This is a genomic window from Burkholderia lata, from assembly GCF_902499335.1.
GTDB classification, from domain to species: domain Bacteria; phylum Pseudomonadota; class Gammaproteobacteria; order Burkholderiales; family Burkholderiaceae; genus Burkholderia; species Burkholderia lata_B.
The window spans coordinates 281,122-298,648 of record NZ_CABVQK010000011.1 but is presented as its reverse complement, the minus strand read 5'-3'; the positions used below and the strand labels follow the sequence as shown (position 1 = coordinate 298,648).

Below are 17,527 nucleotides of genomic sequence, written 5' to 3'. Positions count from 1 at the left end.
GGGCATTCAATCACGTGGGTCAAAATTCGATGAAAATTTTCAGCTCTAGTGGGTCAGTTCTGTGCGGACATCAACACATGGGGAACGTTTGCCAGCGGTGGGGTCGCTCCGAGCACCGAAGTCAGGTATGCTCTTTCAAAGCTCGAGTCGTCAGATACACCTGTTGTTGCACTCGATGAACTCGGCGCAGATACGGGGCGAGGACTCGCCGCTTATCTTCGACAGCCGGGATATGGGCTATTTTTTGATCCGTCTCAGAACCACAATGCGTGGACAGTTTCTGAATCTCTGCCAGAGGGGCTCACGGCATCGATTAATGCACTTCTCGAAACGCTTAATGCACGGTACCCCGCCGCGGCACAAGGAGACGCCGTAGCCGAATCTGCAGAGACAGATCCTGGTGAAATTGAGGTATTTAAAAAGCAAATAAAAAATCAAGATTACTGCGTTGCTGATTTAGTTGTTACGACCAAGACACGAGGGAGCGCGCAAAAAGTATTTGCCAGTGCAGTCAAGGATAATTACGGGCATCGTTGTGCAATTACAGGAATTGAGAGCAAGGATTTTCTTGTTGCTTCACATATAGTTCCGTGGAGTGAGGATCAAAATATTCGACTTGATCCATCGAACGGAATTTGCCTTTCTCTAATTATGGATCGTGCGTTTGAGAGAGGGCACTTACTAATTGAGGACGACCTCACAGTCCGAGTCGATTGGGTTAGAGTTGGTGGTGATGTTGTGCTTCGGTGCCAGCTTGAACCGTATGATGGGCAGAAGTTAGCGTCGCCAACGACAGCGACTCCGCGTCCGGAATACCTTCAAAGGCGTCGGACACTTGTCTCGAAAGTTGATTAAATTCTGCTGGGTGGTTGTGGAATATATTAGTATTGCGTCATAGATGATTCGTGCAGAATCGAGCCGGTCTCGGCCGGCTTCGGTGAATTATTCATGGTTGGTGGCGCGGCGAATTTTCAGAAAAAATTTCCAAAAAGCTAAAAGCCCACCGTAAAGGTGGGCCAGCATTTAAGTTTCCTCGGTGGGTTGCGGCGAAAACAGGGAATTAAACGTCAATATTCCCCGCCCGCAACGCATTCGACTCAATAAACGCCCGCCGCGGCTCCACATCATCCCCCATGAGGGTAGTAAAGATCCCATCCGCAGCAATGGCGTCTTCGATCTGCACGCGCAGCAGTCGCCGCACGGTCGGATCCATCGTCGTTTCCCACAGCTGCCCGGGGTTCATCTCGCCGAGCCCCTTATACCGCTGCTTCGAAACGTTCCGCTCCGCATCCGCCAGCAGCCACTTCATCGCGCTCTTGAAGTCCGCCACGGCCATGCTGCGCTCACCGCGCTTGATGACTGCACCTTCCCCGATGAGCCCCTTGAACGTATTCGCGGTGGTCACGAGTTGCTGATAATCTGCCGTGTGCTGGAATTCCTGGTCGATGACCGAAACCCGCACGTTGCCGTGATGCGTACGCTCGACATGCAGCGACCGCTGTTCGCGAACCGGGTCATACGAGGGCACGACACGCACTTCGTTCTTCAGCGCTTCATCATGCAACGCAGCATGCAGCGCCTTCGCCGAAGCCTCGGTCGAAGCCTCGTTGGACAGATCGATCACCACGCCATCCATGATCGCTTCAAGCGCGGCCGGGTCATACAACCGGCTCAACCGCTCGATCACGCTCTTCGACAGCAGATACGACCGCGCCAGCTCTCCAAGCGCATCACCCGAAATCACGGCCGCGTTCTCACCCGGCACCAGCTCCGACCCTTGCAGCGCCAACCGCAGCATGTGCGCGTTGAGCTCCACGTCATCCTTCAGATACCGCTCGTCCTTGCCCGCCTTGATCTTGTAAAGCGGCGGCTGCGCGATATACACATAGCCGCGCTCGATCATGTCCGGCATCTGGCGATAGAGGAACGTGAGCAGCAGCGTACGGATGTGCGCGCCGTCGACGTCCGCGTCGGTCATGATGATGATGCGGTGATAGCGCAGCTTGTCGAGGTTGTAATCCTCTTTGCCGATGCCGCAGCCAAGCGCCGTCACGAGCGTGACGATCTGTTCCGACGACAGCAGCTTGTCGTAGCGTGCCTTCTCGACGTTCAGCACCTTGCCGCGCAGCGGCAGGATTGCCTGGAACTTCCGGTCACGCCCTTGCTTCGCCGACCCACCTGCCGAGTCACCCTCGACGATGTAGATTTCGCACTTCGCCGGGTCTTTCTCCTGGCAGTCCGCGAGCTTGCCGGGCAGTCCGACGCCGTCGAGCACGCCCTTGCGGCGCGTCATCTCGCGGGCCTTCCGAGCAGCATCACGCGCCCGAGCAGCCTCGACGATCTTCCCGCAGATGATCTTCGCGTCGATCGGCGTTTCCAAAAGGAATTCTTCCAGCGCCTTCGCCACAACTTCTTCAACCGGCGCCCGCACTTCCGACGAAACCAGCTTGTCCTTCGTCTGCGAGCTGAACTTCGGCTCCGGCACCTTCACGGAAAGCACGCACGACAGCCCTTCGCGCATGTCGTCGCCGGTCGTCTCGACCTTCGCCTTCTTCGCGATTTCGTTGTCCGTGATGTACTTGTTGATGACGCGCGTCATCGCGGCCCGCAGGCCGGTCAGGTGCGTGCCGCCGTCGCGCTGCGGAATGTTGTTCGTGAAGCACAGCACGTTCTCGTTGTAGCTGTCGTTCCACTGCATCGCGACTTCGACGCCCACGCCATCCTTCTCGCCGGTGGCGAAGAAAATGGTCGGGTGCAGGTTGGTCTTCGTCTTGTTGATGTACTCGACGAAGCCCTTCACACCGCCGGCGAACGCGAAATCGTCTTCCTTGCCCGAACGCAGGTCGGTGAGACGAATCCGCACACCGTTGTTCAGGAACGAAAGCTCGCGCATCCGCTTCGCGAGGATGTCGTAGTGATACTCGACCGTGCCGAAAATCGTCGGATCGGCCATGAAGTGCACTTCGGTGCCGCGGTTCTCGGTGTCACCCGTCACCAGCATCGGCGACACTTCCACGCCGTCCACCGTCTCAAGCACGCGATCCTGCGCGACGCCACGATGGAACTCCATGAACCGCTTCTTGCCGTCGCGGCGCACCGTGAGGCGCAGCCAGCTCGACAGCGCGTTCACGCACGACACACCCACGCCGTGCAGGCCACCGGAAACCTTGTAGCTGTTCTGGTCGAACTTGCCGCCGGCATGCAGCTCGGTCATCACGATTTCCGCAGCGCTACGCTTCGGCTCGTGCTTGTCGTTCATCTTCACGTCGGTCGGAATTCCGCGGCCGTTGTCGGTCACGGAAATCGAGTTGTCGGCGTGAATCGTCACGTGGATGTCGTTGCAGTACCCGGCCAACGCTTCGTCGATCGAGTTGTCGAGCACCTCGAACACGAGGTGATGCAGACCGGTGCCGTCCGACGTGTCGCCGATGTACATCCCGGGGCGCTTGCGCACCGCTTCCAGACCTTCGAGGATCTGGATCGACGAAGCGCCGTAGCTGCTGTTATCGGGTTGCGGATTGTGCTGTTCACTCATGGATATCTTCCGGTTCTGCGAGGCCACTCAAGCGGCGGCATGGTGCGTTTCCTTGCGAAAACGCCGGGCCGCTCCAGTTTTCCTGGCCCGTCCAAGGCACCGGTGAGGCACCAAAGGGACGGGTTGTCGGTTCGCCATAAAAACGCCAAAGGGGCTTGCCGCCCCCTGGTGTGTGTCTTGATGTCGCGCGCGTCAGATGCGCATCGGCATCACGACATACTTGAACTCTTCGTTCTCGGGCACCGTGATCAGCGCGCTCGAGCTGGCGTCGCCGAGGCTCACCTGCACGGTGTCGACCTTCAGGTTCGCGAGTACGTCGAGCAGATACGTGACGTTGAAGCCGATGTCGACGGTATCGCCCTGGTAGGCGATTTCCAGTTCTTCCTGCGCCTCTTCCTGATCGGCGTTGGTCGACATGATCTTCAGCTGGCCCGGCGCGATGATGCAGCGCACGCCCTTGAACTTGTCCGAGGTCAGGATTGCCGCGCGCTGCAGCGAACGCTGCAGTTCTTCACGGCCGATCTCGAACGAATTCTTGTGCGCTTTCGGAATCACGCGCTGGAAGTCGGGGAACTTGCCCTCGACGAGTTTCGACACGAGCTCGACCTGGCCGAACGTGAACTTGGCCTGGGTTTGCGCGATGTCGATGGTGACGGTGTCGTCGATGTCTTCGAGCAGGCGTTGCAGCTCGAGAATCGTCTTGCGCGGCACGATGACTTCCTGGCGGCCGAACGTGCCGCCTTCGAGCTTCATCGACGAGAACGCGAGGCGGTGGCCGTCGGTGGCCACGGCCATCAGCTGGTCGCCGTCGACGACGAGCAGCATGCCGTTCAGGTAGTAGCGGATGTCCTGCTGCGCCATCGCGAAGTGCACCATGCCGAGCAGCTGGCGGAACGACTTCTGCGGGACGGTGAGGGTCGCGCCGAAATCCTTCGCCTGCGCGACGGTCGGGAACTCGTCGGCCGCCAGCGTCTGGAGTGCGAAACGGCTCTTGCCGGATTGAACGGTGAGGCGCTTGTCGGCGAGCGACAGCGTGACCTGGCCGTCAGGCATCGCGCGCAGGATGTCGAGCAGCTTGCGCGCCGCGACGGTGGTCGCGACCTGGTCGCCGCCGACGCCGAAATCGGCGCGCGTGGTGATCTGCAGTTCCAGGTCGGTCGACAGGAACGAAACGTCCGAGCCGTTCTTGGTGATCAGCAGGTTGGCGAGGATCGGCAACGTATGGCGGCGTTCGACGATGCCGCTGACCGTTTGCAGCGGCCTGAGGAGGGTGTCTCGTTCGGTCTTGACCAGTTGCATAGAGTTCCTTCGTTGAGTAACGGCCTGCAGCGCAGCAGCCTCGCAGCGCCCCGCCAGCCGGGCTCTTGGCCCGCCACCACCGGGGCGGTCAAACCAGTATTGTGCCTCAAAACCGAACCGCCCCCCTTAAATTGGGGCGGAGGCCGAATTATCAAGCGCGCCGCGCGCTCAGCCCTTCAGCGTCTGTTCCAGCACGTGCAGCTCGTGATTGAGCTGCGCGTCCTTGCTGCGTTCGTCGGCGATCTTGCGCACCGCGTGCAGCACGGTGGTGTGATCGCGCCCACCAAACAGCTCGCCGATTTCCGGCAGGCTCTTCTGCGTGAGTTCCTTCGCGAGATACATCGCGATCTGCCGCGGCCGCGCGATGTTCGCGGGACGCTTCTTCGAATACATGTCGGCGACCTTGATGTTGTAGAAGTCGGCGACGGTCTTCTGGATGTTCTCGACCGAAATCTGCCGGTTCTGCACGGTCAGCAGGTCCTTCAGCGCTTCCTTGGTCAGCTCGATCGAGATCTCGCGGCCGTGGAACTTCGAATACGCGAGGATCTTGCGCAGCGCGCCTTCGAGTTCACGCACGTTCGAGCGCAGATGCTTCGCGACGAAGAACGCGACGTCTTCCGACAGGTTCACGCCCTCCGACTGCGCCTTGCGCATCAAAATCGCGACGCGCATTTCCAGCTCGGGCGGCTCGATCGCGACGGTGAGGCCCGAGTCGAAGCGCGAGATCAGGCGATCGTCGATGCCCGAGATTTCCTTCGGATACGTGTCGCTGGTGATGATCACCTGCGCCTTGTTCGCGACCAGCGCCTCGAACGCGTAGAAGAATTCCTCTTGCGTGCGCGACTTGCCGGAGAAGAACTGAATATCGTCGATCAGCAGCAGGTCGAGCGAGTGGTAGTAGCGCTTGAAGTCGTCGAACGCCTTGCGCTGGTACGCCTTCACCACGTCCGACACGTATTGCTCGGCGTGGATGTAGCGGATCCGCGCGCCGGCCTTGTCGAGCAGCAGCTGGTTGCCGATCGCGTGGATCAGGTGGGTCTTGCCGAGGCCGACGCCGCCGTACAGGAACAGCGGGTTGTACGAGATGCCCGGGTTGTCCGCGACCTGGATCGCGGCGGCGCGCGCGAGCTGGTTCGCCTTACCGGTCACGAAGTTGTCGAACGTGAGCACGGGGTTCAGCTTCGAGCGTTCGTACATCGAATCGGCTTCGCCACCGCCGGCGGGCGCGGCACCCGGGCCCGGGCGCCACGTGCGACGGCCGGCGGCCGCTTCGTGCGCGGGCAGGCTCGGCAGGTCGATGTCGGCGTCGTCGGCGTTCAGGTGGTGCGAGGCGGCCGCCGACGGCGTCATCGGCACGGCGGCCGGCGCGGCGGGCGCAGCCGAAGCATTCGCGGCCAGGTTGGCGGCGATCGCGGCCACCGTCGCGGCGGGGCCGCTCGGGGCCAGCGGCGCGCGCGGCGCGGCCGGTGCTGCGCCGGTAGCGGCGCTGCGCATGCCTGCCTTGGGATCGAGGACGAACTGGACTTCGATCGGCGTGTTCCAGAATTCCCGGGCCAGATCGGTGATCCGTCCCGAAAACTGGCTCTTGACCCAGTCCAGCTTGAAGCGGTTCGGCGCGGCGATGGACAGCGTGTTCGCCGACGCATCGAAGGCCACCGGGGCCAAGGGTTTGATCCACGTCACGTACTGCTGGGGCGTCAGCTCGCGCTCCAGCAGTGCGGAACAGTGTTGCCAGAAATCGTTCATCAAGTAACTGTCGTTTTTTGCGTGCACAGCGCGGCTCGCCGGCGCCCTTGTCGCGGTAGCGCAACAAGGCCCGAAGCGGTCGTGCGAGCATGCCTCGGACGCCTGCGTCACAGTCGTGGAGGGGCAGGCGCGAGCCGAAGCGGCGTGCGGGATTCTTGGAGATAAGGCGAGATTCTACCGCCAAACGCGGCCACAGAGCGAGTTATCCACAGGCCGGTTGTGTGTGGCGCGGGGCCGGATCGCTCGGGGTGGGCACAGGCGAGCGACTCCTAAAGTATTGACCGTCAACAGAAAAACGGTTTAAATAGCGGGTTCCGCGAAAACCAATCCTGTATTCCCGGCGATTGCGTTCGCCCGAATGCCTCCGGTTAGGGCACGCGGTCCCCTGAATTTCGACATTCTCGAACAAGTGAGAACATCATGAAACGTACTTACCAACCGTCCGTGACGCGCCGCAAGCGCACCCATGGCTTCCGTGTCCGCATGAAGACGGCAGGTGGCCGCAAGGTCATCAACGCTCGCCGCGCGAAGGGCCGCAAGCGCCTCGCCATCTAAGGCAGGTTGCGCGCTGTGTCCGCCGTCCGCAGTCCTGCGGAAGGTGCCGTCGAGCCGGGTGCGAATCCGTCGCAGACGAAAGCCGCCTTCCCGAAAGCTGCGCGACTTCTGAAAACGGATGAATTTTCATCCGTTTTTCGTTTGCGTCCTTGGCGGCGCTCCGCGCACTTCGTGATTTACGGCAAGCCGACCGGTCAGCCCGCGCGTTTGGGGCTCGTCGTCGGCAAGAAGTATGCGCCGCGTGCGGTGACTCGTAACCTCGTGAAGCGGCTGGCGCGCGATGCGTTTCGCTTGCGCCGGGCCGAATTCGCCGGTTACGACCTGCTGCTGCGGCAGCACACGCGCTTCGACAAGAAAGCGCTGCCGAGCGCGGCTTCCGCCCCGCTCGCGGCGATGTGCGCGGCCGAGATCCGCGAACTGCTCGACAGGGCAGTCCGGGAGATCGCTCGCCGTGCGTCGAAGCCCGCGTCCGAGTGACGCATCCGTCCGCGGTGCGGCGTTCGCGCCTGCCCGGCCGGTTTTGACGCGGCGCCGAATGGCGTCGCCCAAGGTATGGAAACGGTATTGATCGCCTTGCTGCGCTTCTACAAGGTTGCCGTGAGCCCTATGCTCGGCAACCGTTGCCGTTTTTATCCTTCCTGTTCGGATTACGCGCGCGAGGCAATCCAGTATCATGGCGCCGCGCGCGGCACGTATCTCGCCGTCAGGCGCGTGTGCCGATGCCATCCGTTTTCCGCGGGCGGCATCGACCTCGTCCCGCCGCCCAACTCCGACACTCGCGCTCGCGGCGAAGCCGACGCGCGGTCCCATCGACTCTGAGACAACGCATGGATATCAAACGCACCGTCCTATGGGTGATCTTCTTCATGTCAGCTGTCATGCTGTACGACAACTGGCAGCGGTCCCATGGACGCCCGTCGATGTTCTTCCCGAGTGCCACGCAGACGGCCCCCGCGGCCGCTGCCGGCGGTGCATCGGGCACGGGCGCGACGACGACGACCGCAGGTGAAGTGCCTGCTGCCGCAGCCGGCGCCGCACCGTCGACGACGGCACCGGCCGCCCAGGCGCAGCTCGTGAAGTTCTCGACCGACGTGTATGACGGCGAAATCGACATGCGCGGCGGCACGCTCGCGAAGCTGACGCTGAAGAAGCAAGGCGACGGCAAGCAGCCCGACCTGTACATCACGCTGTTCGACCACACGGCCGGCCACACGTATCTCGCACGCTCGGGCCTGCTCGGCGGCGATTTCCCGAACCACAACGACATCTACTCGCAGCTGAACGCGGGCTCGACGTCGATGACGGGTGACCAGAACACGCTGAAGCTGTCGTTCGAATCGCCGGTGAAGGGCGGCGTGAAGGTCGTGAAGACCTACACGTTCACGCGCGGCAGCTACGTGATCGGCGTCGACACCAAGATCGACAACGTCGGCACGGCACCTGTCACGCCGACGGTCTACATGGAACTCGTCCGCGACAACACGGCAGTCGAAACGCCGATGTTCTCGCACACGTTCCTCGGGCCGGCGGTCTACACGGACGCGAAGCACTTCCAGAAGATCAACTTCAGCGACCTCGACAAGAACAAGGCCGACTACGTGACCTCCGCCGACAACGGCTGGGTCGCGATGGTGCAGCACTACTTCGCGTCGGCCTGGATTCCGCAGCAGGGCGTGAAGCGCGACATCTACGCTGAAAAGATCGATCCGACGCTGTACCGCGTCGGCGTGAAGCAGCCGGTTGCCGCGATCGCACCGGGCCAGTCGGCCGACGTGCAGGCACGCCTGTTCGCCGGTCCGGAAGAAGAGCGCATGCTCGAAGGCATCGCGCCGGGCCTGGAACTCGTGAAGGACTACGGCTGGGTGACGATCATCGCGAAGCCGCTGTTCTGGCTGCTCGAGAAGATCCACAGCTACATCGGCAACTGGGGCTGGTCGATCGTGCTGCTCACGCTGCTGATCAAGGCCGTGTTCTTCCCGCTGTCGGCTGCGAGCTACAAGTCGATGGCGCGCATGAAGGAAATCACGCCGCGCATGCAGGCACTGCGTGAACGCTTCAAGAGCGATCCGCAGAAGATGAACTCGGCGCTGATGGAGCTGTACAAGACCGAGAAGGTCAACCCGTTCGGCGGCTGCCTGCCGGTCGTGATCCAGATCCCGGTGTTCATCTCGCTGTACTGGGTGCTGCTGGCGTCGGTCGAAATGCGCGGCGCGCCGTGGGTTCTGTGGATTCACGACCTGTCGCAGCGCGATCCGTTCTTCATCCTGCCGGTGCTGATGGCCGTGTCGATGTACGTGCAGACGAGCCTGAACCCGACGCCGCCGGACCCCGTCCAGGCGAAGATGATGAAGTTCATGCCGATCGCGTTCTCGGTGATGTTCTTCTTCTTCCCGGCCGGCCTCGTGCTGTACTACGTCGTGAACAACGTACTGTCGATCGCACAGCAGTACTACATCACGCGCAAGCTCGGCGGGGCCAAGAAGAAAGCGGCCTGACGCCCGTTGCACACGCGGGGCGGCGCGTTCGCCCCGCGATGCATGAAAAAAGCCGCATGGTTTGCCCATGCGGCTTTTTGCTTTTTGCGGGTCAAGTGGTGCGGGTTCAGCCCTTCTTCGCGTCGCCCGAGTCGCCGTAGAACTGCTCGACCAGTTCCTGCACGAGGTAGCGATGATGCGGCGACAGCGCTTCGATCTTCGACGCGAGTTCGATCGTTTCGGGCGTCGGCGGATAGCGTTCGTCGCGCGGCAGCGGTTGCGGCGTCGGGTGTTCGATCACGCTCGGCGACGGGCCGTAATGCAGCCAGTGGACTTCGACGCGCAGCCATTCGGCGAGCGTGGCGAGTTTGTCCGACGTCGGGATCGTGCGGCCCGTCAGCCATTTGTGCGCGGTTTGCGGCGACACGGGTTGCGCTCCGCGGTGGCGCAGATTGAATCGATTCGCCAGCTCAGTCGCACCGGTGACCTTCTCCGGGCTGCGCCGCAGGGCGAATTTCAGGCGTTCCGAGAACGCGGCTTTTTCTTCGGATGTCGGCATGGGGGAGATTGTGCAATTCCACCGCCGCGTTTCAGACAACCATTCGGGATAAACGTATCTCGTTCAGACGAATCCCAGTCTTGGTCAAGGTGGGTTATTGAATTGAGGGCCACAGTGTTGAGCCGCTCCAGCAGGCATACTCGTCCGAAACGGTGGTTGCGACATGGTATTGGGCTGATACTTGGCTTATCCCCAGCGGGATAAATTCGAGCGTGTCCGAATCCTGCGTGGCGGCCGGTGACGTGTGTGCCGACACGCTACAATGCCGGCGTTCCGATGCCCAAACTGTTGCGCGGGCGCACCATATTCACCGATCACCCGATTCATCCAATTCACCCGATTCCCATGCTCGCTACCGATTCCGATCCGATCGTCGCCATTGCCACTGCTGCCGGCCGGGGTGGCATCGGGGTCGTCCGCGTGTCGTTCGGGCGCGGCGGCGAGGCGGCCGCGTTGCCGCTGATCGACGCGTTGTGCGGACAGAAGCTCGCGCCGCGCCACGCGAGCTACGTGCCGTTCCTCGACGAGCACGGCGCGCCGCTCGACCGCGGGATCGCGTTGTACTTCCCGGCGCCGCATTCGTACACCGGCGAGCACGTGCTCGAGCTGCAGGGGCACGGCGGGCCGATCGTGATGCAACTGCTGCTGCAGCGCTGTCTCGATGCGGGGCGCGGTTTCGGGCTGCGGCTCGCGGAGCCGGGCGAATTCACGCGGCGCGCGTTCCTGAACGACAAGCTCGATCTCGCGCAGGCCGAGGCCGTTGCCGACCTGATCGAGGCGAGTACCGAAGCCGCCGCGCGTTCGGCTGGGCGTTCGCTCGATGGTGCGTTCTCGCGGCAGATCCATGCGCTCGTCGACGACGTAATCACGCTGCGGATGCTGGTCGAGGCGACGCTCGATTTTCCGGAAGAAGAGATCGATTTCCTTGAGGCGGCCGACGCGCGCGGCAAGCTCGCGAAGATTCGTGCGCAGCTTGCGCACGTGCTGGGTGATGCGCGGCAAGGGGCGCTGTTGCGCGAAGGGCTGTCGGTCGTGCTCGCGGGGCAGCCGAACGTCGGCAAGTCGTCGTTGCTGAATGCGCTGGCCGGCGCGGAGTTGGCGATCGTCACGCCGATCGCGGGCACGACGCGCGACAAGGTGGCGCAGACGATCCAGGTCGAAGGGATTCCGCTGCACATCATCGATACGGCCGGGCTGCGCGAGACGGAGGACGAGGTCGAGCGGATTGGCATCGCGCGCACGTGGAGCGAGATCGAGCGTGCGGATGTCGTGCTGCATTTGCTGGATTCGCGTAACGGGATGACGGCGGATGACGAGACGATCGCTGCGCGGTTTCCGGACGGCGTGCCGGTGGTGCGCGTGCTGAACAAGACGGATCTGAGCGGTGTGGCGGCGTGCGTCGAGCATCCGGCGGCGGAAGGTGATTTGACCGAGGTGCATCTGTCGGCAAAGCGCGGCGACGGGATCGACATGCTGCGTGCAGAGCTGCTGCGGATCGCGGGGTGGCAGGCGGGGGCGGAAGGCGTGTATCTCGCGCGAGAGCGGCATTTGATCGCGCTGCGGGCCGCGCAGGAGCATTTGGCCCAGGCGGCGGATCATGCGGAGCAGCGCGCGCAGTCACTCGATCTGTTTGCCGAGGAACTGCGGCTCGCGCAGGAACAACTGAATTCGATTACCGGGGAGTTCACTTCGGATGATCTGCTGGGGGTGATTTTCAGCAGGTTTTGTATCGGAAAATAACCAGTCGCCCAAGGTTGTCCAAGGTCGTCTATCCTCCCCGCTGAAACCCTTGTGAATACTAGGATTGGTCGCATAGCGTTGCCCAAGGTTGTCTATTGACATCCAGCCTTTGATGGTACACATTTAGGTACACATGGACGTTGTGTCCCAATCGATGTGTACCAACCATGCCGAAAACCGTCGTCCCGCTGAATGACACCCGCATCAAGGCGCTGAAGCCGAGGGCGGCGCGCTACCGCATCTCGGACGGTGGCGGCCTCGTGCTGGAGGTCATGACGTCGGGTTCGAAGGTCTGGCGCTACCGGTACACACTGCACGGCGAACGACAGCCGATGGTGACGATCGGGGACTACCCCGCGGTCACGTTGCAGGAGGCGCGCGAGAAGGCCCGCCGATACGCCGAGATCGTCGCCAAAGGCGTTTCTCCTATCGCTGACGCCAAGAAGGATCGCGGCGCCGTGAAGCGCTTCGATACGGTTCGGGAGTTCGGCGACGATTGGTACACAACCCAGATCGCTGGAATGTCGCCTGAGTACGCTCGGACGATCAAGCGCGCGCTCGAGAAGGACATCTATCCGGCGATCGGCAACAAGCCGCTGCCGGACGTGACGCCTGGCGACGTGCTGGCAATCTGTGACCGGATCAAGGCCCGCGGCGCGCCCAAGATGGCGCTCTCGACCCGGAACGTCATCAAACGCCTGTTCGAATACGCGATCGCGCGCCAGCTTGCTCAGACGAATCCGGCCCATGCCGTCGTCGCGCGCTTCGTCGCCACCCAGGACAGCCGCACGCGAGTCCTCTCCCCTGACGAGATTGGCACCGTGTTGCGCGCCGTCTATGCCTCAGACATTCGACGCGCGCTCAAGCTGGCGATTCACCTCCTGATCCTGACGATGGTTCGGAAGTCCGAGCTGATCGAGGCGCGGTGGTCGGAGTTCGATCTCGACGCCGGCATCTGGCGTATTCCTGCCGACCGGATGAAGAAGGACAAGGAGCATTGGGTCTACCTGTCCTCGCAGGCCGTTGCGATGCTCCGCGAGCTGTACGAGCAGACGGGCAATCACGAGCACGTATTTCCGTCGACGCGCGGCCGCGGTGACCAACCGATCGCCAAGAGCACGCTCAATCAGGCGGTGCGCTCGCTCAGTCTCGATGTTCAACACTTCGTCCTGCACGACTTCCGCCGTACTGCATCGACGCACCTGCATGAGATGGGCATGTCGTCGGACGCGATCGAGAAGGCGCTCGCGCATTCGATCAAGGGCATCAAGGGCGTGTACAACCGCGCTGAATACGCCGACGAGCGTCGGAAGATCCTCCAGCTATGGGCCGAATTTGTCGATGCCCAGGTCAGTGGAGATAGGAAGGTCGTGATCGGCAGCTTCGGTGGCACGGCCGCATAGATTGCATGACCGTTGCCTGACGGTTTCGGGCGAGCGGCAGTCAAGGTGTTGGCGCACCAAGACTGCCTGACCACAATGCGACCTATCAGGAGGTACGCACCATGGCTACTGCCAATTCTATCGCGACAGACGATGTCGTCCTGCAGCGTCTGGAAAAGCTCATAAGCGACAAATCAAGTCTTGCTTGGAAACTGCACAACGTGCTCGCTTTCATGGTTGAGGCGTTGGACGAGGACAAGCCGGGCGCACTACCGGTGCGTAACACACTGATTGACCTGCGGTGCGACATGGACGACCTAGCTACTAGTCTCCAGGATCTCGTGTGGACTGCGCGTAATGCGGGGGAGTTGAGCCATGAATGACGCACTGGTCCTGAAGCATCCGGCCTTTGATCGACCGCCTGTATTGAACGCGCGGCGGCGCGGGCCGACCCCGCGTGGCATTCCGATGCTTCATCGCGAGCGATCGGAGCGGCGCAACGAATTCTCGATCCTGAGGCGATGGGCTGACGAGCACGGGGTTAAGTCAGTCTATGGCATTTACGACTACGACAAGCTCCGTGAACTCAAGGCGCAGCAGGAGGCGCGTGAAGTAGCGGAGGCCGGAATGTACGGAGGCGAGCTTCGGGACATCGAAGAAATGAAAGATGTCGTAGCGCAGCTTTGCCTCGCCGTCAGCACGCTTTACACCGCGGTCACCCAGCGGGAGAAGCGCATTCTCGAGCAGGCCGCTCAGAAGGCATTAACGCAGATCCCTTGCGACGACAATCTACCTTCCCGTTGCGACTGAGAGGCAATGACACCGCAACATTGCCCGAAGGTTTTGCGGATGGCTGCGTTGCTCCGCGCCTTTTTCTTGGGAGCCTCCCATGAGACTCGAACAATATGAAACTCGCGACCGAGCGTATGGCGCTTGGCATCGTGCACCGTCGATCGGACGCTTTTTGCCCGCAAGCCACGCTGAATCGCTAACGATGGTCGATCTGGATTCGGTGCTGTTTACGGAATATGACAACAACGGAAAGATCCCGCTTGCCCTTGTCGAGGTGGCCCGCGACATCGGTCAGGACAAGCCGGCAGGCGTCATGCAACACCTTGCCCGTCTCGCGGGTGTTCCGGCCTACGTAGCGCTCTACACGCCAGCATCGACGGCAAATCCGTCCAATCCAAACTGGGCCGACATTACCGCCTTTCGAGTAAAGCGTCTCTGGCCGTGTCCTGAACCCGGTTGGCGTCTCCTTTCCCCTGCGCAATGGGCGCGAGCGCTTGTGCAAATCCGCGGGTGGCAAATGCGGCGATTCGAGGTGCAAGCTGCGGCGAACGACGATCGTTTCTAGGGGGGGCAGCGTATGCTGAACGAAATACTGGCCGCGTTAGTTTGGGGTGTGTTTGTGATGGCGGCGCGAGTGCGATGTCGATGCATGAGTGGCCAGAATCGACCGATCTGTTCAAGCACTCGTCGCGCTTCCTATTCACGATTTCGCCTGCATCGCGGAATGCTGCTGACGTACCCATATCCGGCACCGCGCGGCTATGGCACTCGCGGGCTCTTCGTGGGTATCTACACGATAAACACGCGCCTCGAATGGATCGAGGAAGACATCTTGGCGATGTTTGAGGGGCACTGATCTAGCGGTGGCTATCGTCGAACCTGTGGTAACGACAACACGAACTGACCGGCAACCTCCACGGCAATGGCAAAGGCGAGATCGTGTCGTCGGTACCCTTCCTCTGGCTCGCACGTTTTCCGCTGCGCTTCGAGTGAGTTTTCCGGCAACCCCGTCGGAACAGCCGTGATCCGAAAGCCGAAGATCTCTGGCCGGCCGTTTATGCCGGCGAACCCGTGGTTCTTTACTTCGACATAGAGGTACACGTCGTAGCCATCGATGTTTCGGTAGAACATGATTGTTCTCCAAGTAGGGCGCGCCTAAAGGGTACACGCTTCCCTGAAGCGCAATGCTCACTGGTTGTCCGCGAGAGAGAGGGGAATTCCTGGAGGGAGCAGGAGAATTAGTGTTGGCTGGGGCCGGCTGTATGAACCGGCCCCGTCGTGCTATGCCGTCGGCGGTTGGTAGGACGGATCGGCCTCGCGCAGGTTGAAGCGCGCGCAGTCGAGATCGTTCTTGTCGAACAGCGGCGCGAAGCGCGGTTCGAGCATGATGCTTTCGAACGACAAGTGCAGCGCACCGTGCTTCGCGAGGCTTTTCAGGCCGCTCTTGATGTCGGAGCCTGGCTTCACGAGCCGCTTGGCTAGCGTGACGGGCGGATAGGTCGCCATCAGGCCTTCGATCGTCGACTTCACGTATTTCTTCTGAAGCGAAATGTCCATGGCCTCACGGATGCGCGCGCCGAATTCATGGGTCAGAGCTTCGGGCGAGGCAGTTGCCGTGTCAGGCGCCTCGGCGGCTCCGGGTGTGTGGGCGGCGGTGGAGGTCGCATGCCGCGCGGCCTCGCCTAGTGCCAGCAGGAGCGCAGGCAGGCGCGGTAGCGTACGATCGACTGACCAGGTTTCGTGATCGTCGAGGAATTCGGGGAATTCGCCCGAGTTCAGCACGGCATACAGCGCATGCACGGCCGCGTCGGTCAGCTCGAACGGCGGAGGGAGTTCGGCACGGCCGGTGCGCTCGACCGCCACCTTTGTATAGGGCGCCTCATGCGCGCCAGCTTCAACTACCTCGTCGATATGCAGCCAATAGGGTCGGCGGCGTTCGTCAGGGTGCCCGTCGGCGCGCGGCATCCAACACAGAATCCAGCGGTCGGGTAATACGGTGTCGGATTCAAGGAACGACACCGTGTCGTTGACCGTGCTGTGCGAGACAACTTGCTCGGTATAGGTAATTTCGCCGGACACCCAGCACACGTAAATTTCATCGGCAGAGACTGGTCGGTATGCGTCCAGTGTCGTGGCCTGCGCATCGTTGCGAATCACGCCCTGCTTGATCGCGCGGTCCCACTGCGTGCGCAGTTCTGCCAAACGGGAAAGCTTGGCCGCGGTGGTCGGATAGGCCGTAGTTGCCTGTTGCCGGTAGTCGCCCAGCCGCGTGCGCAACTCGGCCAGCGTCTGGTCGTCGTCGACGAGGAAGCCGGCTTCTTGTAGGCCTTCGGCGCTCAGGCCGTTGGCCGTCAGGTTGAAGCTGCCGACTGCTGCGCCGCGCTCACCGAGGTAAATCTTGGCATGCAGGTTGTCGAGGAAATGGACGTGTTCCCAGCCGATCGCATCGGCGATCTCGACGATTGCGACAGGGTTCGTGCCTACCGTCGGCGACAGCACGATGTCCCGAAGGTTTTCGGGAACGATATAGGTCTTCCAATCGATGCCGACATAGGCGACTGCGATCTGACTTGGTGAAATCTCGCGCAGCCCGCGCTGAATGTCTCTGCCGTGAACGAACTTCATGGTGAGTAACCCCGTATGGCTCGATTTGTTGTAGTGGCCTCGATGGGCCTATCGTCGATCGTCACGACGACGACCGACGCGACACATTACTACCGCTTGTGTCGAAACTACAACGTGCTGTCTTGTCGTCGACCGCGGCGTCACTTTGCGAATCGACTGGCAAACCGATGCGCATCCGGAAATGTAGCGTGCGTCACTCTGTAGACGCGACTGCCATCCTTCAGCGCCAGCCAGCGATCGCTGAAAAATTGTTGCCAAGCCGTACGAGCCTCGCTAATCTTGCTGCACACCTAGCCCGGGTTAAGGGCATCGACTGAAGTGCGCCGAGACTGATCGGCAATTGTTTTGAAAGCTCGCTCTGCGAGCACGGTGACTTGATCACCGAATGAACTGAGTAGGGCCTACGCCCAAAATCCGTCCATCGTTTCCTGATGGGCCGTGACTGCTTCGCCGCTAGGTGAAGCCCTCCATCGCCTTTTGCTTCCTGCGAAAGGCGCGATGTGCAATCCCCGTATGCCGCTCCCGCGGCAATCAATCCGTGACGTGCGCTCCCCAGCGCTAACGCCGTGCCTTGCTACGTCCGTCTCAATCGTTCTCGTGACGATTGGCGGCGTGCTTGGCCTCGGCGCCTGGAACCTCGTGTCGACTCGCTCGGTACGCATCAATTCGCGCGGTCGGGGCATTGGCGCCCCCGATCGGTCGCAAAGCCAAAACACGGATCAAACGGGGGAAGCGTCCTCCCGCCGCGTGCCGACCCTCATCGGGTTGATGCGTGCCGGGCTGCGCCAGCTTGCTGGCGTAGAACGCTCCCAATCTCACC

The 17,527-nt window shown here is 61.6% G+C and carries 16 protein-coding genes; 10 read left to right on the top strand and 6 right to left on the bottom strand.

What is annotated here, in order from left to right; genetic code table 11:
- The first annotated feature begins 48 nt into the window (after positions 1-48).
- The gene (locus BCO18175_RS27170) at positions 49-855 is read left to right on the top strand and encodes an HNH endonuclease (RefSeq protein ID WP_174985667.1); all 807 of its coding nucleotides are present in this window, start codon (positions 49-51) and stop codon (positions 853-855) included.
- 205 nt (positions 856-1,060) lie between these two features.
- On the opposite strand, the gene gyrB is transcribed toward BCO18175_RS27170, so the two are convergent.
- From gyrB to dnaA, 3 genes are all read right to left on the bottom strand, one after another.
- A complete protein-coding gene (gene gyrB, locus BCO18175_RS27165; protein ID WP_174985665.1) occupies positions 1,061-3,535 on the bottom strand; it encodes a DNA topoisomerase (ATP-hydrolyzing) subunit B in 2,475 nt (824 codons plus the stop codon).
- 192 nt (positions 3,536-3,727) lie between these two features.
- Entirely contained in the window at positions 3,728-4,834 is a 1,107-nt protein-coding gene (dnaN, locus tag BCO18175_RS27160; RefSeq protein WP_122943982.1) for a DNA polymerase III subunit beta, read from the bottom strand.
- 168 nt (positions 4,835-5,002) lie between these two features.
- Positions 5,003-6,580, bottom strand: a complete 1,578-nt coding sequence (dnaA, locus tag BCO18175_RS27155) for a chromosomal replication initiator protein DnaA (RefSeq protein ID WP_217483928.1) — start codon at positions 6,578-6,580, stop codon at positions 5,003-5,005.
- Between the two features lie 420 nt (positions 6,581-7,000).
- Here dnaA and rpmH point away from each other — a divergent pair, with 420 nt between their 5' ends.
- The 4 genes from rpmH (at position 7,001) to yidC (ending at position 9,630) form a co-directional block, all read left to right on the top strand.
- On the top strand, positions 7,001-7,135 hold the full coding sequence (gene rpmH, locus BCO18175_RS27150) for a 50S ribosomal protein L34 (protein ID WP_004198824.1): 135 nt from the start codon (positions 7,001-7,003) through the stop codon (positions 7,133-7,135).
- 15 nt (positions 7,136-7,150) lie between these two features.
- Positions 7,151-7,612 (top strand): ribonuclease P protein component, encoded by a 462-nt coding sequence (gene rnpA / locus BCO18175_RS27145; protein ID WP_021157986.1) that lies wholly within the window; start codon positions 7,151-7,153, stop codon positions 7,610-7,612.
- Between the two features lie 75 nt (positions 7,613-7,687).
- Positions 7,688-7,954, top strand: a complete 267-nt coding sequence (gene yidD / locus BCO18175_RS27140; RefSeq protein WP_006750110.1) for a membrane protein insertion efficiency factor YidD — start codon at positions 7,688-7,690, stop codon at positions 7,952-7,954.
- Positions 7,955-7,962: 8 nt separating this feature from the next.
- On the top strand, positions 7,963-9,630 hold the full coding sequence (yidC, locus tag BCO18175_RS27135) for a membrane protein insertase YidC (protein WP_174985661.1): 1,668 nt from the start codon (positions 7,963-7,965) through the stop codon (positions 9,628-9,630).
- A 106-nt stretch (positions 9,631-9,736) separates the two neighbouring features.
- Here the strand turns inward: yidC and BCO18175_RS27130 are convergent, their stop codons facing one another.
- Positions 9,737-10,168 carry a transcriptional regulator gene (locus BCO18175_RS27130; protein ID WP_174974618.1) on the bottom strand — a complete coding sequence of 144 codons (432 nt, stop codon included), beginning with the start codon at positions 10,166-10,168 and terminating at the stop codon, positions 9,737-9,739.
- Between the two features lie 345 nt (positions 10,169-10,513).
- Between BCO18175_RS27130 and mnmE the strand changes: the two genes are divergently transcribed.
- The 5 genes from mnmE to BCO18175_RS27105 all read left to right on the top strand — a co-directional run bounded on the left by mnmE (position 10,514) and on the right by BCO18175_RS27105 (position 14,647).
- On the top strand, positions 10,514-11,908 hold the full coding sequence (gene mnmE / locus BCO18175_RS27125) for a tRNA uridine-5-carboxymethylaminomethyl(34) synthesis GTPase MnmE (protein ID WP_174985659.1): 1,395 nt from the start codon (positions 10,514-10,516) through the stop codon (positions 11,906-11,908).
- A gap of 167 nt (positions 11,909-12,075) precedes the next feature.
- Positions 12,076-13,311 (top strand): tyrosine-type recombinase/integrase, encoded by a 1,236-nt coding sequence (locus tag BCO18175_RS27120; RefSeq protein ID WP_174985657.1) that lies wholly within the window; start codon positions 12,076-12,078, stop codon positions 13,309-13,311.
- A gap of 101 nt (positions 13,312-13,412) precedes the next feature.
- Positions 13,413-13,673, top strand: a complete 261-nt coding sequence (locus BCO18175_RS27115) for a hypothetical protein (RefSeq protein ID WP_174985655.1) — start codon at positions 13,413-13,415, stop codon at positions 13,671-13,673.
- Positions 13,666-14,100, top strand: coding sequence for a hypothetical protein (locus tag BCO18175_RS27110; protein WP_174985653.1), 435 nt, complete (start codon positions 13,666-13,668; stop codon positions 14,098-14,100). The genes BCO18175_RS27115 and BCO18175_RS27110 overlap by 8 nt, the downstream gene beginning before the upstream one ends.
- Positions 14,101-14,179: 79 nt before the next feature.
- The gene (locus BCO18175_RS27105) at positions 14,180-14,647 is read left to right on the top strand and encodes a hypothetical protein (RefSeq protein ID WP_174985651.1); all 468 of its coding nucleotides are present in this window, start codon (positions 14,180-14,182) and stop codon (positions 14,645-14,647) included.
- Positions 14,648-14,949: 302 nt separating this feature from the next.
- On the opposite strand, the gene BCO18175_RS27100 is transcribed toward BCO18175_RS27105, so the two are convergent.
- The gene (locus tag BCO18175_RS27100) at positions 14,950-15,213 is read right to left on the bottom strand and encodes a hypothetical protein (RefSeq protein ID WP_174985649.1); all 264 of its coding nucleotides are present in this window, start codon (positions 15,211-15,213) and stop codon (positions 14,950-14,952) included.
- A 150-nt stretch (positions 15,214-15,363) separates the two neighbouring features.
- Positions 15,364-16,707 carry a phospholipase D family protein gene (locus BCO18175_RS27095; RefSeq protein WP_174985647.1) on the bottom strand — a complete coding sequence of 448 codons (1,344 nt, stop codon included), beginning with the start codon at positions 16,705-16,707 and terminating at the stop codon, positions 15,364-15,366.
- Positions 16,708-17,527 lie beyond the last annotated feature (820 nt).

Excerpts from the sequence above, each read along its gene's own strand:
- gyrB (WP_174985665.1), bottom strand. The coding sequence starts at position 3,535 with ATGAGTGAACAGCACAATCCGCAACCCGATAACAGCAGCTACGGCGCT.
- dnaN (WP_122943982.1), bottom strand. The coding sequence starts at position 4,834 with ATGCAACTGGTCAAGACCGAACGAGACACCCTCCTCAGGCCGCTGCAA.
- dnaA (WP_217483928.1), bottom strand. The coding sequence starts at position 6,580 with ATGAACGATTTCTGGCAACACTGTTCCGCACTGCTGGAGCGCGAGCTG.
- rpmH (WP_004198824.1), top strand. The coding sequence starts at position 7,001 with ATGAAACGTACTTACCAACCGTCCGTGACGCGCCGCAAGCGCACCCAT.
- yidD (WP_006750110.1), top strand. The coding sequence starts at position 7,688 with ATGGAAACGGTATTGATCGCCTTGCTGCGCTTCTACAAGGTTGCCGTG.
- yidC (WP_174985661.1), top strand. The coding sequence starts at position 7,963 with ATGGATATCAAACGCACCGTCCTATGGGTGATCTTCTTCATGTCAGCT.
- BCO18175_RS27130 (WP_174974618.1), bottom strand. The coding sequence starts at position 10,168 with ATGCCGACATCCGAAGAAAAAGCCGCGTTCTCGGAACGCCTGAAATTC.
- mnmE (WP_174985659.1), top strand. The coding sequence starts at position 10,514 with ATGCTCGCTACCGATTCCGATCCGATCGTCGCCATTGCCACTGCTGCC.
- BCO18175_RS27120 (WP_174985657.1), top strand. The coding sequence starts at position 12,076 with ATGCCGAAAACCGTCGTCCCGCTGAATGACACCCGCATCAAGGCGCTG.
- BCO18175_RS27115 (WP_174985655.1), top strand. The coding sequence starts at position 13,413 with ATGGCTACTGCCAATTCTATCGCGACAGACGATGTCGTCCTGCAGCGT.
- BCO18175_RS27110 (WP_174985653.1), top strand. The coding sequence starts at position 13,666 with ATGAATGACGCACTGGTCCTGAAGCATCCGGCCTTTGATCGACCGCCT.
- BCO18175_RS27105 (WP_174985651.1), top strand. The coding sequence starts at position 14,180 with ATGAGACTCGAACAATATGAAACTCGCGACCGAGCGTATGGCGCTTGG.
- BCO18175_RS27100 (WP_174985649.1), bottom strand. The coding sequence starts at position 15,213 with ATGTTCTACCGAAACATCGATGGCTACGACGTGTACCTCTATGTCGAA.
- BCO18175_RS27095 (WP_174985647.1), bottom strand. The coding sequence starts at position 16,707 with ATGAAGTTCGTTCACGGCAGAGACATTCAGCGCGGGCTGCGCGAGATT.